The sequence below is a fragment of the Microvirga sp. Mcv34 genome, from assembly GCF_024519725.1.
GTDB lineage: Bacteria > Pseudomonadota > Alphaproteobacteria > Rhizobiales > Beijerinckiaceae > Microvirga.
On record NZ_JALJRK010000001.1, the window covers coordinates 130,668 to 146,646 of the forward strand.

Below are 15,979 nucleotides of genomic sequence, written 5' to 3' on the forward strand. Positions count from 1 at the left end.
GGCTCTGCGCAAGGCCCTCTACGAAGACATGCAGGAGGCGGGCTCCTCTCCCGTCACCTTTCCGGAGTTCACCGCATGAGCACCCGCGAGCGCAAGCCGAACAAACTGAACAGCCTTCGGATCAAGAGCCTCAACGAGCGCCTCGCCGCCAGGCGGCAGACAAAGGAAACCCTGACGCAGATCGCGGACGACTTCGGCGTCACGCTTCAGACGGTTGCCTATCACGCCAAGAAGCTCCCGCCCTCGATCCGGTTCAAGGCCAGCCAGCAACTGGACGATGCGGAAGTCCTACGCCTCTACGGCGTTCACATGAGCCTGAAACTGGTAGCCCAGGAGCTCGGCGTGTCGTCCCCAGCCGTCTCTAAGGCTCTCGCCCGCATGGAATGGAAGGCAGCAGCATGACGAACCTCCCCCGCTTCGCCCTGTCTGCCGATCCCGGTCAGGCTCACTACTTCACCGCCCCGATCCTGAACCATGAGCCTCCGGAGACCTTCGAAGGCTTCACGTGGTTCGTAGTCGTCTGCAATCCCAAGTGCGAGAGGAGGGCGCAGCTCGGCCTCCGTCGTGCCGGGTATCAGACGTATCTGCCCCAGACCAAGCGCTGGGTCGTCCATGCCCGCAAGAAGGAGGAACGGGAGAACCCGCTCTTCCCGCGGTATCTGTTCATCGGCATCAAGCCGGGGCAGGACTTCTTCAAGATGCGGGGCGTGGACGGCGTTGAGGGCCTTGTCAGGGATGGCTACGGCGTCCCGGCCCGCATCCCCGCTCCTGAGCCACGGGAAGGGCAGGAAACGCCTCCCCATCCGCTGGCAAGGCTGCTTGAGCGGGAGTTGGCAGGAGAGTTCGACTTTGCCCGAGAGCCTGAGAAGGGGCCGACATTTGAGCCCGGAGAGCCCGTCGTGGTTACCTCTTGGGCATTTGAACGGCGGCAAGCCCTCGTCCTCTCCATGCTCTCAAAGGGCAGGGTAGAGGTGCTCATCGACATGTTCGGGCGTGGAGCGAGGGTCAAACTGAAGGCCACGGAGTTGCAGCGGCTGGAGGCTGCTGAGTAGCACGAGAAAAATACAAAAACATGCATATTCGTCACTGATCAGTGTTGACAATGACTCTAATCAGTGACAAATTTGCTCCATCAACAACGGAGCAAGCAAATGACCAGCGTCGCACAGGACATCATCCACGGCCACTTCAACCGCAAGACCCTGACCGCTCTCAAGAAGAAGGGCATCGAAGTTGTAAAGTCCACCTTCGTTCCCGGTCCTGGCGGTGACTACACCCAAGGCGAAACGGCCTATGTGGTGGTGGAGAACGAAATGAGCAGCATCCGCTCCTACCTCGAAGTCCTGAAGATGGCCGCGTAAGCGGCCTTCCTCGTTAAGGAGCAGAAGATGACCGCTTGGATCGACGTAAACGACAGGCTCCCTGGTGAGCAGGGGCAGGACAGCGAGGATGTGTTGTGCTTCCTCAACGGACATTGCGGCCTGCTCGACTATGACGCCCGCGATGGTGGCGGCTGGGGTATCCGTCTCGGCTTCTACGATGCCGGGAAGGGGCAGTTCCGTTGCGGTGGGCAACTCACATGGGAAGTCACCCACTGGATGGCGCTTCCGTCCCCGCCAGAATCCACAGCCAAACCGGAATGATTGCAATGAGCGCTGAAGATTTCGCCGCATGGGTGATGCACATGAAAGCCACCCGCAAATGGTCCGCTCGTGAGTGCGCTAGGCAACTCGGATGCGGAGTTAATCAGATCCGTATTTGGTCAGAGGGTGGTGCGCCGCTATATGTCGGCTATGCCTGCGCTGCGCTCTCCTATGGCCTGCCTGCATGGAGGAAAGCGTAATGTCGCCGGATACTTCAAGGGGCGTCTTGCGTAAGGCGGTTCGGGATCGCCATGGCATCGTTGAGCGATGGGAGGCATTGCGAAACGGGCTCCCACGGTTCTTCACGGGCTACCCCTGCAACAGAGGGTATGTTTCGGAGCGTGAGACCAAGACGGGCAAGTGTCTTGCGTGCAGCGAGGCTGACGCCAAGCAGCAAGCGCGAGGGCGAGGTCGGTTCCCGAAGTACAGCATTGAGGAGTGGCAAGTCCACAAGATGCACAAGGAGCAGGAAGGGCTCTGCGCCATCTGTGACGACCCGATTGCCCTGAAATCCGAGGAGAACCAGTACAAGCGCACGGCGCACATCGACCATTGCCATGATACCGGGAAGGTGCGCGGCTTGCTCTGCCAGAAGTGCAACATCGGCATCGGCATGTTCTGTGACGATGTGGATAAGTTAGGAAGGGCAATCGCTTACCTGCAAGACTCTTGCAACGAATAGGGTATTGCGCTAGTTATAGCGTCATAGCAGTCCGAGAGCCCCGCGCACCCGGACTGCGTTAGCGTCTCTAACACCCGCTGCCCGGTTCACTCCCGAGGCGGCTTTTTTGCGGCCCCATGCCCCACAAATCCCGCAAGACATACACCCGAGACGATGGCGTCGTCATGGTCGAGATCAGCCCCGGCGTGTGGGTGTCTAAGGATTACGCCGAGAGGCAAGGGCTTCTGCGCCCCGCAACAGGCGGCATCGTTGGCCCGGGCAAGCCTTATCTCGTCGGGGAGCATGCTTCTGACTACCCGGTCTCGAGGGCGCTGGCTGAGCGGATGGGCATCCTGAGGTAGCAATGACCGAGCGTCCGCCCCTATTCACCGACCGCGAGGGTGTTCTCCTCGTGGCAAGCCTGATCCTCCGTTCCTCTGCAAAGGTCTACACCGAAGAGGGCATTCGGGAGTTCATCACGGCAGCGAGCCCGGAAGACGCGACCATGCTGGAACAGTCCGGCGCGATGGATGCCATAGCCCCAGGCATGGCTCTCTTCACGCAGGGCACGCTCTCTGCGCTGGGTGATATGTTTGAGGCTCTCGCCAAGGTGGACGACGCCAGATGGCTAGAGATCGTTCACAAGGTCTATGCTGACACGAAGGCGGAACAGGCCGCCTAGCCATGGACATCCTCTACCGCTTCCTCACCCAGACACTCAGGGGAAACCAGACGGAACTCCAACTGTCCGAGATGCGCCGCAACCAAGTCTACATGATGCTGGCAAAGACCAAGGTGCTCACCCCGAAGCATCGGCGTCGGTTGGCCCTTGCCTGAATGGGCAAGCTCACCAACATCAAGCCTCGGCTTTCCTCTACTCCTCCCAGGCTGAAGAGTCCGCCCAAGATCGTAGAGGAGTTCTACTCATCACCTGAGTGGCGAGCCCTCGTGAAGAGGATCAAGGCAAAGCGCGGCAACTTCTGCCAGCGTTGCGGATCTAGTGACAGAGTGATCGCGGACCATATCATCGAGCGCAAGGACGGCGGGGCCGATCTAGACGAGAACAACATCGAACTCCTGTGCCACACCCACCATCAGAAGAAGACGGCACAGGCAAGAGCGCGAAGGGCAAGAGGGCAGGCCTGAGACCCCACCCCCCGTCAAAAGTTCAGGATCGGCTCAAGCCCCTGCACCCGCGCCCCCCTCATTCGCAGATTATTTCCGGTTTGGAGGTTGCAACTGCAAACCAGTTTGCAAACCAGTTCATGAAAAACGGTAACAAAACCATTGATTGGCAAGGAGTTGAGAAGGATTACTGCGCTGGCGTCATGGGGGTCCGTGAGATCGCCCGCTGGTACGGTATCTCGGATACGGCTGTCCATAAGAAGGCCAAGGCGGAAGGCTGGGTTCGCCCGAAGCAGAAGAAGACCCTCGTGGGTGCCGCTCCTGCCCAGGCAGAGGTTCCGGCCCCTGCGTCGTCGGAGCCTGTATCGCCGGCCGACTTGGCCGACCGCGGCCGAGGCTTGGCGGCCCGCCTCATGAACGAACTCGATGCGGTTACGGCGAACGTGGGCGAGCTCGAGGAGATGATCCATTCCGAGGAGAGCGACCCGCGGCGCCGGCAGGCACTCCTCAAGGCTCTTTCCCTGGGGGAGAGGGCCAACACGCTCCGGACGCTCAGCATGTCGCTGAAGACCCTCAACGAGACGGCGATGCCGGAAGGCAAGAAGGCTCAGCGTCAGTCGGCGGCTGAGAAGGTCGGCGGCAAGTTCAGTGTCCCGAGCGCACCGAAACTGGTCGTAAACAACCGATGATGGAGTGGAGCACGGCTTGCCCTGATTGGGAGAGCCGCATTCTTGCCCGCCGATCGCTGATCCCCTTCGATCCGCTCTTTCCGGACGAGGCCGAAGCGGCTCTGGCGGTCTTCAAGTCGCTCAAGATCGTTGACGCCCCGCATGTCATCGACCCTGAGACGGGCGATCCCAGGCCTCCGACCTTCGGAGAGGCCTGCGAAGAGTGGGTGTTCGATTTCGTCGCGGCGATCTTCGGGGCATATGACCACGAGAGCGCCCGGCGCCTGATCCGCGAGTTCTTTCTGCTCATCAGCAAGAAGAACTCCAAGTCCACCATCGCCGCGGGCATCATGCTCACGGCCCTGATCCGAAACTGGAGGCTTTCCGCCGAGCTGCTGATCCTGGCGCCCACCATCGAGGTTGCCGACAACTCCTTCAAGCCGGCCGCCGACATGGTGCGGCACGACGAGGAGCTATCGACCCTCCTGCATGTGCAGGATCACGTCCGGACGATCACCCACAGGACGACAAAAGCCTTCCTGAAGGTGGTGGCCGCCGACTCGGACACGGTATCGGGCAAGAAAGCCGCCTTCGTGCTGGTCGATGAGCTCTGGGTGTTCGGCAAGAAGGCAAATGCCGATGCCATGCTCCGCGAGGCGACGGGCGGCTTGGTGTCCAGGCCGGAAGGCTTCGTGATTTACCTGTCCACGCAGAGCGACGAGCCGCCTGCTGGCGTGTTTAAGGCCAAACTGGAGTATTTCAGGAACGTCCGTGACGGGCTGATTAAGGACAAGAAGAGCCTTGGCGTCCTTTTCGAGTTCCCGCCGCATATGGTGGAAGACAAGTCCTGCTTCCATCCAGCGAACCTCTACATCACCAACCCGAACCTCGGGAGGTCAGTGAGCCAGGAATGGCTTGAGGACGAGTTGATCAAGGCTCAGACCGGCGATGAAGGGGCCAAGTGGACCTTCTACGCCAAGCATCTGAACGTCGAGATCGGCCTCGCCATGCGCAACAACGCATGGATAGGGGCGAAGTACTGGCAAGGTGCCGCAGATCCAGAATTAGCCTCGCTCTCCTCTGATGAGGCCCTAGAGCGAGTGCTTGAGCGGTCTGAAGTCGTGGTGGTCGGCATCGACGGCGGTGGCCTTGATGACCTTCTCGGGATGGCAGTCGTTGGCCGGTGCAAAGTGACGCGAGATTGGCTGTTCTGGCACCACGCCTGGGCTCATGACGATGTGTTCAAGGAGCGTAAGGAGATCGCCCCGCGGCTGAAGGACTTCATGGCGGCTGGCACCTTGACGCTGTGCGAGGACCCGACCCAAGACGTTCGCGAGGTCGCGGACATCGTGGAGCGGATCGCAAAGGTGGGGCTTCTGCCGGAGAAGCATGCAGTCGGCTTCGACCCCCAGGGCGTCGCAGCCATGGTGGACGAGCTTGCAGACCGCGAGATCACCGACGAGCAGATGACCGGCGTTCCCCAGGGCTTCCGGCTGTCGTCGGCGGTCTGGGGCATGGAACGCAAACTGAAGGACGGCACCCTCTGGCATTCGGGCCAGGACATGATGGCTTGGTGCGTCGGCAATGCGAAGACGGAGCAGCGCGGCAATGCCGTGCTGATCACCAAACAGACGGCCGGCAAGGCCAAAATCGACCCGCTCGTCGCCAGCTTCAACGCTGTCGTTCTTATGAGCCGTAACCCCGAGGCCTCTGGTGGACCTTCCGTCTACGAAGAGCGCGGCATTCTGATGGTATAGCGAATGAGCTTTTGGGACCTATTCCGCCGCGCTCCGGAGGCGGCCGGGCAGGGTGCAAGCCCTCGCTCCGACATCAGCGGCGGAACGGTTGTCTATTCGCTAGACGATCCCCGCGTGATTGAGATCCTGCGGGACGGCTTCCTCTCGGCAGCCGGCTTTACGGTCAATCCGGAGACGGCCCTGCGCAACCCGGCGTTCTTCCGCGCCGTGAGCCTGATTTCGAACTCGATCGGCATGCTGCCGCTCAACTTGATTGAGAAGGAGACCAAGGAGAAGGCGACGGAGCACCCGCTGCATCGACTCCTGCACCGCAAGCCGAACGATTGGCAGAGCGCCTTCGACTTCCGGGCCCTGATGCAACTCCGGGCCCTGGTCCACCGCAACGCCTTCGCCCTGATCGTCCGTTCTCGGGATATCCGCACGCGCGGGGAAAAGATCATCCGGCTCGTGCCGCTGGACCCTAGGCGGATGGAGATCATCCTCAACGATAACTGGACCGTCTCCTACAAGTACCAGCCCAAGACAGGCAGCCAAATTGTCTATCAGGCTAAGGATATTTTTCATCTTCGCGGCCTGTCGCTTGATGGCCTCAATGGTTTCTCTCTGGTGGAGCAGGCGAAGGAGGCCATCGGCCTCGCATTGACCGCAGAGCTTGCTGCTGGCCGCCTGTTCAAGAACGGTGCTTTCGTCGGCGGGGCCCTGAAGCACAAGGGCAAGCTCTCCGACGAAGCCTTCAACCGGCTCAAGGCCAGCCTTTCAGATAAGGAAGGCGCCGAGAACGCAGGGAAAAATCTCATCCTTGAAGAGGGGATGGATTACCTGCAGTTCGGCCAGAATGCGCGCGATGCGCAGATGACCGAGCTTCGGAAGCTTCAGGTCGAGGAAATCGGCCGCGTTTCGGGTGTTCCGCGCCCGCTTCTGATGGTCGATGAGACCTCCTGGGGCTCCGGCATTGAGGCCCTCGGCCAGTTTTTCGTCGCCTATGCCCTGAACCCCTGGTTTGAGGCATGGCAGCAGTCGATCGAGCGCTCTCTCCTCACTGATGAGGAAGCCGAACGCTATGAGGCCAAGTTCAATCCGGGCGCTCTGCTCCGCGGCTCGCTCAAGGATCAGGCCGACTTCCTCGCCAAGGCACTCGGATCGGGCGGACATCAGCCCTGGATGCATGTCGATGAGGTCCGCGATGTCATGGACCTTCCGGAGCGTGAAATCCCTCCTTCACTCCTGGGCCATAACGGCGGCCCTGCTCTCGATGACGGGAACAGCAATGATCAAGCAGCGTAGTCCTCGCGTGTTTGCCATGGCACGCCCTCGTGCCGATGGGACGTGGAGAACCTTCCAGATCGGAGATCGGGTCAATATTCTGAACCCGCACGACGCGGAGCATTCCACCGGGACCATCCAGACGATCAGCGGAGAGACGCCCTACGGCGTGCTGATCGATGGGATGGAATCTATGGGCATTCATAAATGGTATACGACCGACGAACTGGAGCGAGTTGGCTCTGGCACAGGCGACGGTGACGACATGCCTGGCATGGATGACCCGGAGGCCAAGAAAAAGAAGAAAAAGCACGACGGCATGAAGATGAAGTGCGAAGGGCGCCCCGGTGCGATGCCCCTGCCTGCCCGTCGCGACGTATCGGCGCTCACCAAGCCCCAGGTTTTCGATAGATGGGCCCAGGATGCGGCCGGCATCCGCGCCTTGGAGCGCGGCGACAACGTGATCACGATGTTCGAAGCCATTGGTGAGGATTACTGGAGCGGCGGCGGTGTCACGGCGAAAAAGGTTTCATCGCAACTCCGGGCTATCGGTGATCGCCCGGTGGAAGTGCAGATCAATTCGCCTGGCGGCGACATGTTCGAGGGGATTGCAGTCTATAACGTCCTTCGGGAGCACCCCCAGCCGGTCACGGTGAAGATCATGGGCATGGCGGCCTCTGCTGCCTCCATCATCGCGATGGCGGGCGATACGGTCGAGATCGGCTCGGCCTCGTTCCTGATGATCCATAACTGTTGGGTGCTGGCGATCGGCAACCGCCACGACATGCGGGAAACCGCCGACTTCCTGGAGCCGTTCGATGCGGCCATGGTCGAGGTCTATGCAGCCCGTTCCGGTCAGAAGCCGGAGGATATCGCGAAGTGGATGGATGCCGAGACCTTCATGTCCGGATCCCAGGCGATCGAGCGCGGCTTCGCTGACGCTCTTCTCTCGGCTGACAAGCTGACGACCGACACCGATGCGCAGGCGGAAGACCGGCGCGTCAACGAGCTCCGCGCCATGGAGCTGCAACTCGTTTCGGCGGGCCTCACGCGCTCTCAGGCGCGGGACCGCATCAACAAGATCAAGGGCACGCCCGGCGCTGCCATTGACCCCGCTGTTACGCCAGGCGCTGACGGCGAAGACTACTCCGGCCTAGCCGGGCTTTTAGCAACCCTGAAATCGTAAGGAGCTTCAGATGAAGCACACTCGTTCCCTCGCCCTTCTGGCGGGCGCGACGGCGCTTGTGACGCCGCGTGCCATCGCGGGCACCGTCCGCGCCGACACCTCCGACCCCAAGGCCATGATCGCGGCCCTTCAGAACGCCTTCGAGGAGTTCAAGAAGAGCCATGATGAAAAGCTGAAGGCCAAGGCCGACGTCGTTCTGGACGAGAAGGTCCAGCGCATCGACGCCGCTGTCGGCAACTTCCAGGCGGCTATCGATGAGATGAACGCCAAGATCGCGGCATCGGGCCTCGGTGACAGCGTGATCGGCGACCTGCCGGCTGATCCTGAGTATGTGAAGGCCTTCAAGGCTCACATGCGCAAGGGCGACGTTCAGGCTGCCATGACCAAGGGCTCCGACCCGGATGGTGGCTATCTCGCTCCGGTGGAGTGGGACCGCACCATCACCGGGAAGCTCAAGCAGGTCTCTCCGATCCGTGCCAATGCCCGCGTGATCCAGATCACCTCGGCAGGCTTCAAGAAGCTGTTTACTGATCGCGCGGTCGGTTCCGGCTGGGTGGGTGAAACGGCCGCCCGTCCTGCGACCTCTACCCCGCAGATCGGTCAGCTCGACTTCCCGCTGGGCGAGATCTACGCCAACCCGGCAATCTCGCAGCAGCTCCTTGATGACGCCGCCATCGACCTTGAGCAGTGGCTCGCTGATGAGGTCGACACCGAGTTCGCCCGTCAGGAGGGCATTGCCTTCCTCTCCGGCGATGGCGTGAACAAGCCTCACGGCATCCTGACCTATGTCACGGGCGCCGCGAACGCGGCTCGCCACCCCTGGGGCGCAATCAAGACCGTGAACAGCGGCGCGGCTGCGGCTCTCACCTCGGACGGCATCATCAATCTGATCTACGACCTGCCGAGCGAGTTCCGTGCGAATGCCAAGCTCTACACGAGCCGCGGCGCACAGGCCGCCATGCGCAAGCTGAAGGACGGCCAGAACAACTACCTCTGGCAGCCTTCCTTCGCGGCCGGTCAGCCCGCCACCCTCGCAGGCGAGCAGATCGTTGAGATCCCAGACATGCCGGCTGTCGGCGCGGGCGCTGTCTCGGCGCTCTACGGCGACATGGACGCGACCTACCTCGTGGTGGATCGCATCGGCATCCGCGTCCTGCGCGACCCGTTTACCAATAAGCCCTTCGTGCACTTCTACACCACGAAGCGCGTCGGTGGTGGCGTCTACAACCCGGAGCCCATGCGCGCCCTCGTGGTCGCAGCCTAATCGGCCTCATAGCAACGACAATCAGGGCCCCTTCGCGGGGCCCTTTTTGTAGGTGGACTTTTCACCCCTTCGAAGGAGAAAAACCATGGCTACCAAGAAGACCGCTGCCCCGGCCGAGACCGAGGCGAAGAAGGCTAACATCGCTCCTGCGACCGAGTTCGCTCCGTCTGGCGCTCCGGTTCAGACCGTGCCGGACGTGGACCCGTCCCATCCTGCCGTCGATGACAATCCGCGTGCCGACACGACCGAGGACCAGAACCGCATCGACTTCAACGATCCGACCATGAGCGGATCTGAGGCTGTCGCAAAGAACCTCGGCTACAAGGCCGGCGAGAAGGGCGAATAACCAATGGCCGAGCCGTTTGTCTCGTTGGAGGAGGCCAAAACCTACCTCCGCATTGACCATACTGACGATGACGCACGGCTCGGCATCCTGCTCCGGGCGGCTCAGCGGTGGACGCTGGACTACTGCGCTTTGCTGGCCGTGCCGACCGATCCTGAAGCGCTTGAGCAGTTCAAGACGGCTGCCCTCCTGAAGCTGGAGGATCTATTCGATGCTTCCGCGACTGGAGAGCGGACGCTTGGCGCTCGGGACCTGATCGACCCGTATAGGGCTCTGCGCGTCTGATGCCCAAAGCAAGCCAACTTCGCGAGCGCATCACCCTGCAACGTCGGGGCTCAACCCAGGATGAATATGGGAACGAGCAAACCGGTGCTTGGGAGAATGTGTTCACCATCGCGGCGAACATTGCTCCTGCGCGCGGCCGTGAAGAGGTCCTCGCGCAGCGTCTGCAAGGTGTTCGGCCAGTGGAGATCACCGTCCGCTGGTCTCAGCAGACGCAAGCCATCGACCCCAGCTGGCGCCTGATCAACACGAGGCGGCCGGCAGAGATCTACAACATCCACGACACCCGCGACCCTGACGGCCGGAAGCAGTGGAACATCCTCACATGCAGTCTCGGCACCGCCACTTAAGGAGAAGCACAATGGCTCAGAAAGTTCGCTTCATTCGGGACTATACCTTCCGCATCTCCAATAGTGTCGAGAAGGCCTATCGGAGGGGCTACGAGGGCTTGATCCCCGATGCCCACTATGAGGCGGCCAAGGCTGCCGGCGCGCTCGAGGAGCCCGCGCCTATCGTCAAGGCCGAGAACAAGACCAAGCCCAAGGACTAGCGACGATGGCCACGGTCAAGGGCATGGATCGTCTGAGGGCGAAACTCCGCGCGCTCCCCAAGGAGGCGAAAAAGGAAATTCGCGAAGCCCTTGAGAAGAGCGCGGGCGAAGTTGTCCGAATGGCGAAGCAGCTTGCTCCCTATGAAAGCGGCGATCTGCGCAACAGCATAGGGTACACGTTCGGAACATACCGGCCCGACAATTCCAATGTCCGAGGCATGTCGGCGACGATAAGTGACGGCGACCCAGATTTGACCGTCACAATCCATGCCGGGGACAAAAAGGCTTGGTACGCGCGCCTGGTCGAGTTCGGGACCGCGGCGCATACGATCAGGTCGAAACGACCGGGCGGGCTGCTGAACATCAATGGCCGTCTGATCGAACAGGTTTCACACCCTGGCGGCTCTCCCCGCCCATTCTTCTATCCAGCGTGGCGAGCAAACAAGCGCCGGATCAGGGGGAGGCTCACCAGGGCGACCAGGAAAGCAGCCCAGAAGGTAGCCTCAGCGCCATGAGCGACCCAAGCCTTGCCCTCCAAGGGGCTGTCATCAACACGCTACGCGCTGCAGGAACTGAAGCGGGCCAGGATGTCTTCGATACCGTTCCTGCCCGCGATCCTTTCCCGCGCATCACTGTCGGGTCCGGCCAGACGATACCTGCTGACGAGGACTGCTATGAAGGCAGCGAGACCTTCATGCAGGTCGATGTCTGGTCCAGAGAGCCAGGCTACCCGCAGGTGAAGCGCATTGCCTGGGCCGTGCGCCAAGCGCTGCACAACAAGGACATCGGCCTCATCGGCCATACGCTGGAACTCCTCAAGGTCACCAGCACGACTTTCGAGCGCGATCCTGACGGCCTGACGAGCCGCGCCCGAATGACCCTCCGGGCTCTCACCCAGCCCGCAGACTGATCCCACTTCAAACGGAGAACTGCTATGGCTCGCCCAACGACTTTGCGCGGCTCGAAGCTGCTTATCATGATCGGTGATGGTGCCGATCCCGAGGTGTTCGCTGCGCCGTGCGCGCTGAGCACGAAGTCTTTCAACCGGTCGGCATCGACGAACGAGTTCAACGTGCCGGACTGTGATGACCCCGACGCTCCCGTCTGGACGGAACGGGCAAAGGGAGCGCTGTCGTCCGGCATCAGCGGTTCGGGCACTCTTGCCAAGGAGAGCATCGACCTCTGGGAAGACTTCTTCGAGGATGTCGAGTCCCGCAATATCCGCGTCAAGATCGACTATGCCGTTGGGCCGCGCACCTATCAGGGCAAGTACCACATGACGACATTCAACCTCACTGGCGAGCAGGACGGATTGATCCAGTACGAGATTGAGCTTGTTTCGGATGGCCCTGTCGACGTGGTGACCACTCCGTGAGTTCCGACGCATCGTTCGAACAGGTCTGGGCGGGAGACGAGCGCGTCTTCCGCCTGGGCATTGGCGAGTTGCTCGCCCTGGAAGAGAAACTCGACTGCGGCTGCGCGTCTGTGCTCAACCGCATCGGCGCCGGCGAATGGCGCATTGCCGACCTGAAGGAGCCTATCCGGCTCGGCCTCATGGGCGGCGGCACGGATGCCAAGCGGGCCAAGGCTCTCGTCGATGAGCATGTCGCCCCCGGGCGGCTCCTCGAGGCGGCCGTCCTGGCGCGGGCCATCCTGCTGAAGGCCCTCGTAGGCGACACCCGCGAGCAAGTGGGAAAAGACGACGCGGCGACGGAAGCGCCGGGGCAGAACGCCTCTCCGCCGCCGCCCTCTACGGAACAGGCGCAGTCGTAGGGTTCACGCCCTCCGAAGTACGGGCGATGACCCTCTGGGAGTTCGCCGCCTGCGTGGATGGCTGGAACACCTCGCAAGGGGCCGAGGAGCCGATCGATGCTCCATCTGCTGAAGAATATTACGACCTCGTGGAGAGGCTAGGATCCAATGGCTGAAGCCGTCGATATGCAGCGCCTTGTCGTCTCCATGGAGGCGAGGTTTACGACCTTCAACAAGGAGTTGCAGAAGCTTACAGGATCGGTCGAGAAAGAGACCAAGAAGATCGGGGACCGCTTCAAGTCGGTCAACGACAACCTTCAGGGTCAGACGGCCAACCTGGCGGCGCAGTTTCAGGATATCGGCGTGCAGTTGGCGAGCGGCACCTCTCCGCTCACCGTCGCCCTTCAGCAGGGCACGCAGATTTCGGCGGTTCTCGGTGAGACGAAGGGTGGCGCAGCCGGCGCCGTGAAGGCCCTTGGCTCCGCCTTCGCTTCGGTGGTGAGCCCGATCAGCCTTGCCACGATCGGCATCATCGCGCTCGGCGGTGCCGCGATCCAGTATGTCGCCGGCATGGTGAGCGATACTCAGACGCTCGATGACCGGCTGAAGATCCATGCTGACCTGATCAAGCAGATCAAGGACGCCTATGGCGAGGCGGCCGAGGGGCTGGAGGACTATGCCAAGCAGAGCACGGCCGTCCTCGAGGTGCAGACCCGCGCCTCCATCCTGAAGCTTCAGGAAGACCTCACGAAGCTGTCCAAGACGCTGTCCCGCTCGCTGATGCAGTCGCCCACGCTTCTGCCGACGAACCCGACAGCCGGGATCATGGATGTTGATACAAGCACCGTCGATCAGGCGGTGCCGAAGTATCAGGCCTTTGCCGATGCCATCCGGAAGCTGCAGGACGAGGCGAAGAACGGCGAGCCGAACATCAGGGCCTTCCAGGCGGCAATTTCGGCCATCGCCAACGCCAACCAATCCGACAAGGAGATCCAGAAGCTCGCGGGCGAGCTCCTCGCCATGTCGCAGCAAGCCTATGACGTTGAGAACGCGCTCACCACGGCTCGCCGCGCCATTGGCCTGATTGGAGACGTGGCGGCGGGGCAGGTTGGCTCCGTCAAGGAACTCAAGAACGCTCTGTCTGACCTGGCACGGATCGGGCTCCCGACGACCGGCGAGTTCAGGGCCGAAGAGGCCTACAAGCGAGCGCTGGAGAATGCCCGCACGCCAGGCGAGCGGGCGCAGGCCGATAACGCTTATCTTGAGGCACAGCAGCGCCTCCGCGACCGTGAGGCCGAAGAGGCGGCCGAGAAGGCGCGTCGAGAGGCTGAGCGGAAATCCGAGCAGGCTGCGCGACGGGCTGAGAGCGATGCTGAGCGCAAGCGTGAAGCCTACGCCCAGGAGATCACCGACATCCAGAATGCCACCCGCGCCCTTGAGCTTGAATTTGAGATGCGCGGCAAGAGCAATGTCGAGCGGGAGAAAGCCCGCCAGATCATGCAGATTGAGAACGCTCTCCAACGTGAGGGCGTGACGCTGTCGGGGGGGCAGCGGGCCACGGTCGAGCAATTGGCCGAGTCCTACGCTCAGATGAGCGAGAAGCTGAAGGAGGCCAATGCCACTCAGCAGGAACTCCAGCAGCTTGCCAGTTCCACCCTCAAGGGCTTCGTCTCCGACCTCATGGATGGCGTGAGCGCGGCCGACGCCCTGCAGAATGCCCTCAAGAGGGTAGGTGACCGCCTCCTCGACTTGGCTCTCGACTCCGCTCTCAAGGGCATCCTTGGCGGGGCAGGGGGCGGCGGCAACATCTTCTCGTCTCTTCTCGGCGGTCTCACTGGGCAGCGGGCAATGGGTGGTCCTGTGCAGTCGGGCGGCACCTATCTCGTGGGCGAGAACGGCCCTGAACTCGTGCAGTTCGGCCGCAATGGCACAGTGATCCCGAACCATGCTCTCCCGCGTGGTGGGTCCGGTGGCGGCATGCAAGTCGTGATCAACAACAACGCAGGCGCCGAAGTGCAGACGCGACAGACGAACGGCCCGCAGGGGCCGCGCCTTGAGGTGCAGCTTGAGCAGGCTCTCAGCGGCATGATTTCAAGCGGGCGGCTCGACAAGTCGCTCAAGGGGCGGTTCGGCGTCTCTCCCATGGGAGGCCGCTGATGGCGCTTCCTGTCTGGCCCCCTACGGTTCCGCATAAGCCGCTGGCGGACAACGGGATCGATGAACCGCATCGCGGCGTGCTGGAAAGCGAAATGACGGCCGGCAACACCCGCAGCCGGCGTCAGTTCACAACCGTCATCGGCACTGTGCCGCGCACGATCCCCATGACCACGGCTCAATTCCTCACGTTCAAGGCCTTCGTGCGCGATACCCTTTCGCATGGCTCGGCCGAGTTCGAAATGCCGGTCTGGGATCTGACCGCCTGCCCGGTGAAGCGGGTCAAGCTCCGTGAGGGCGGCCGATACACCGCGAACCGCATGGGCAACAAAATTCACGTCTCCTTCTCCCTCGACGTGTGGGATCTCTAAGTGCCGATTTCCGCAACGCAAGCCTGGGCCGAGGCCGCCGCCTCCGCGCCCAAGGATGAGGTCATGCTCATCACGATTGAGTTGATCCATCCCGTCTTTGTCGAGAACGGCGCTCCTGCTCCCATTCGGGCCGTCCGCAACACGGTCGACATGTCTTTCCGTCTGGAGGATGGCGCACCGGTTGGCGGCGGCACGGTCGTCCCGTTCAAGGCCATTCCCTTCGAGATCGACTATCCCCGGATCGGCAACCTCGGCGCCGAGGCCACCATCCGGCTCGACAACGTCAACCGTGAGGCCTCCCGCTACCTGGGCGAGGCCGTGAAGCTCAACACGCCCATTCAGGCGATCTTCCGCGGCTATTTGGCATCCGACCCGAACACGGTCGGGCAGGGGCCTTACAAGCTGATCCTGCGCAACGTGAAGCGTACGGCGCGGCAGCTTGAGGGGCAGCTTGCCATTGCCCGACCCCAGAACATGCGCGTGATGCGCGAGGTCTATGACATGGTTCGCTTCCCGAGCCTCCTGGCGGTGTCGTGATGGATCGTCTCGCCTTCTATGAGAGCCTGATCGGCAAGCCCTACAAGATCGGGGCGCGTGGTGAGGATGGGGCCTTCGATTGCTACGGCCTCGCCCGTCATATCCAGATTGAGCTGGCCGGCGTTGCCATGCCGGATGTCGCCTTTGCCGAGCCCACGACCCGGGCGCAGGCCGAGGCCATGCTCTCGCATCCCGAGCGCCAGGCATGGGTGGAGATCCCCGAAGCCGAGGCGCGTGAACTTGATCTCGTCCTCATGGGCAATGTCGCTAAGCGGGACTTTCATCTCGGCACCTACATCGTGCCTGCCACGGCTGGCGCGGTGATCCACATCGACAAGGCGGCCGGCGTGGTCGTGGACGACATCCCCGCCCTCAAGGCATCTGGCTTCAACTTTTTGCGTTTCTGGCGCCGTAAATCCTGAC

Annotated in this window: 26 protein-coding genes; all 26 read left to right on the plus strand. The window is 61.9% G+C overall.

Annotated features, from left to right (window positions below; all coding sequences use genetic code 11):
* Positions 1-75 precede the first annotated feature (75 nt).
* The gene (locus OC446_RS00750; protein WP_262027127.1) at positions 76-402 is read left to right on the plus strand and encodes a hypothetical protein; all 327 of its coding nucleotides are present in this window, start codon (positions 76-78) and stop codon (positions 400-402) included.
* Positions 399-1,052 carry a transcription termination/antitermination protein NusG gene (locus tag OC446_RS00755; RefSeq protein ID WP_262027128.1) on the plus strand — a complete coding sequence of 218 codons (654 nt, stop codon included), beginning with the start codon at positions 399-401 and terminating at the stop codon, positions 1,050-1,052. Before OC446_RS00750 ends, OC446_RS00755 begins: the two co-directional genes overlap by 4 nt.
* 99 nt (positions 1,053-1,151) lie before the next feature.
* Positions 1,152-1,361 (plus strand): hypothetical protein, encoded by a 210-nt coding sequence (locus tag OC446_RS00760; protein WP_262027129.1) that lies wholly within the window; start codon positions 1,152-1,154, stop codon positions 1,359-1,361.
* A gap of 27 nt (positions 1,362-1,388) precedes the next feature.
* A complete protein-coding gene (locus OC446_RS00765; RefSeq protein WP_262027130.1) occupies positions 1,389-1,643 on the plus strand; it encodes a DUF551 domain-containing protein in 255 nt (84 codons plus the stop codon).
* 199 nt (positions 1,644-1,842) lie between these two features.
* Positions 1,843-2,325 carry an endonuclease VII domain-containing protein gene (locus OC446_RS00770; protein ID WP_262027131.1) on the plus strand — a complete coding sequence of 161 codons (483 nt, stop codon included), beginning with the start codon at positions 1,843-1,845 and terminating at the stop codon, positions 2,323-2,325.
* Positions 2,326-2,441: 116 nt separating this feature from the next.
* Complete coding sequence (locus OC446_RS00775) at positions 2,442-2,666, plus strand: hypothetical protein (protein WP_262027132.1); 225 nt, start codon at positions 2,442-2,444, stop codon at positions 2,664-2,666.
* Between the two features lie 2 nt (positions 2,667-2,668).
* On the plus strand, positions 2,669-2,986 hold the full coding sequence (locus tag OC446_RS00780) for a hypothetical protein (protein ID WP_262027133.1): 318 nt from the start codon (positions 2,669-2,671) through the stop codon (positions 2,984-2,986).
* Between the two features lie 2 nt (positions 2,987-2,988).
* Positions 2,989-3,141 carry a hypothetical protein gene (locus OC446_RS00785; RefSeq protein WP_262027134.1) on the plus strand — a complete coding sequence of 51 codons (153 nt, stop codon included), beginning with the start codon at positions 2,989-2,991 and terminating at the stop codon, positions 3,139-3,141.
* Entirely contained in the window at positions 3,142-3,450 is a 309-nt protein-coding gene (locus OC446_RS00790; protein WP_262027135.1) for an HNH endonuclease, read from the plus strand.
* A 119-nt stretch (positions 3,451-3,569) separates the two neighbouring features.
* Positions 3,570-4,118 (plus strand): hypothetical protein, encoded by a 549-nt coding sequence (locus OC446_RS00795; RefSeq protein ID WP_262027136.1) that lies wholly within the window; start codon positions 3,570-3,572, stop codon positions 4,116-4,118.
* The gene (locus tag OC446_RS00800; RefSeq protein WP_262027137.1) at positions 4,115-5,854 is read left to right on the plus strand and encodes a terminase large subunit; all 1,740 of its coding nucleotides are present in this window, start codon (positions 4,115-4,117) and stop codon (positions 5,852-5,854) included. The genes OC446_RS00795 and OC446_RS00800 overlap by 4 nt, the downstream gene beginning before the upstream one ends.
* A gap of 3 nt (positions 5,855-5,857) precedes the next feature.
* The gene (locus OC446_RS00805; protein WP_262027138.1) at positions 5,858-7,138 is read left to right on the plus strand and encodes a phage portal protein; all 1,281 of its coding nucleotides are present in this window, start codon (positions 5,858-5,860) and stop codon (positions 7,136-7,138) included.
* A gap of 16 nt (positions 7,139-7,154) precedes the next feature.
* On the plus strand, positions 7,155-8,303 hold the full coding sequence (locus tag OC446_RS00810) for a head maturation protease, ClpP-related (RefSeq protein ID WP_262027139.1): 1,149 nt from the start codon (positions 7,155-7,157) through the stop codon (positions 8,301-8,303).
* 10 nt (positions 8,304-8,313) lie between these two features.
* Positions 8,314-9,567, plus strand: a complete 1,254-nt coding sequence (locus OC446_RS00815; RefSeq protein ID WP_262027140.1) for a phage major capsid protein — start codon at positions 8,314-8,316, stop codon at positions 9,565-9,567.
* Between the two features lie 85 nt (positions 9,568-9,652).
* Positions 9,653-9,913, plus strand: coding sequence for a hypothetical protein (locus OC446_RS00820; protein ID WP_262027141.1), 261 nt, complete (start codon positions 9,653-9,655; stop codon positions 9,911-9,913).
* 3 nt (positions 9,914-9,916) lie between these two features.
* Positions 9,917-10,195, plus strand: coding sequence for a head-tail connector protein (locus OC446_RS00825; protein WP_262027142.1), 279 nt, complete (start codon positions 9,917-9,919; stop codon positions 10,193-10,195).
* Positions 10,195-10,542: a phage head closure protein gene (locus tag OC446_RS00830; RefSeq protein ID WP_262027143.1), complete on the plus strand. Its 348-nt coding sequence runs from the start codon at positions 10,195-10,197 to the stop codon at positions 10,540-10,542. Before OC446_RS00825 ends, OC446_RS00830 begins: the two co-directional genes overlap by 1 nt.
* An 11-nt stretch (positions 10,543-10,553) precedes the next feature.
* On the plus strand, positions 10,554-10,742 hold the full coding sequence (locus OC446_RS00835) for a hypothetical protein (RefSeq protein ID WP_262027144.1): 189 nt from the start codon (positions 10,554-10,556) through the stop codon (positions 10,740-10,742).
* 5 nt (positions 10,743-10,747) lie between these two features.
* Complete coding sequence (locus tag OC446_RS00840) at positions 10,748-11,257, plus strand: HK97-gp10 family putative phage morphogenesis protein (protein ID WP_262027145.1); 510 nt, start codon at positions 10,748-10,750, stop codon at positions 11,255-11,257.
* The gene (locus tag OC446_RS00845) at positions 11,254-11,652 is read left to right on the plus strand and encodes a DUF3168 domain-containing protein (RefSeq protein WP_262027146.1); all 399 of its coding nucleotides are present in this window, start codon (positions 11,254-11,256) and stop codon (positions 11,650-11,652) included. The genes OC446_RS00840 and OC446_RS00845 overlap by 4 nt, the downstream gene beginning before the upstream one ends.
* A 24-nt stretch (positions 11,653-11,676) precedes the next feature.
* A complete protein-coding gene (locus OC446_RS00850; protein ID WP_262027147.1) occupies positions 11,677-12,117 on the plus strand; it encodes a phage tail protein in 441 nt (146 codons plus the stop codon).
* Positions 12,114-12,515, plus strand: a complete 402-nt coding sequence (locus OC446_RS00855) for a gene transfer agent family protein (protein ID WP_262027148.1) — start codon at positions 12,114-12,116, stop codon at positions 12,513-12,515. Before OC446_RS00850 ends, OC446_RS00855 begins: the two co-directional genes overlap by 4 nt.
* A 147-nt stretch (positions 12,516-12,662) precedes the next feature.
* The gene (locus OC446_RS00860; protein ID WP_262027149.1) at positions 12,663-14,651 is read left to right on the plus strand and encodes a phage tail length tape measure family protein; all 1,989 of its coding nucleotides are present in this window, start codon (positions 12,663-12,665) and stop codon (positions 14,649-14,651) included.
* Positions 14,651-15,019, plus strand: coding sequence for a hypothetical protein (locus OC446_RS00865; RefSeq protein ID WP_262027150.1), 369 nt, complete (start codon positions 14,651-14,653; stop codon positions 15,017-15,019). Before OC446_RS00860 ends, OC446_RS00865 begins: the two co-directional genes overlap by 1 nt.
* Positions 15,020-15,556, plus strand: coding sequence for a DUF1833 domain-containing protein (locus OC446_RS00870; protein WP_262027151.1), 537 nt, complete (start codon positions 15,020-15,022; stop codon positions 15,554-15,556).
* Positions 15,556-15,978 (plus strand): NlpC/P60 family protein, encoded by a 423-nt coding sequence (locus OC446_RS00875; protein ID WP_262027152.1) that lies wholly within the window; start codon positions 15,556-15,558, stop codon positions 15,976-15,978. The genes OC446_RS00870 and OC446_RS00875 overlap by 1 nt, the downstream gene beginning before the upstream one ends.
* The last annotated feature ends 1 nt before the right edge of the window (position 15,979 follow it).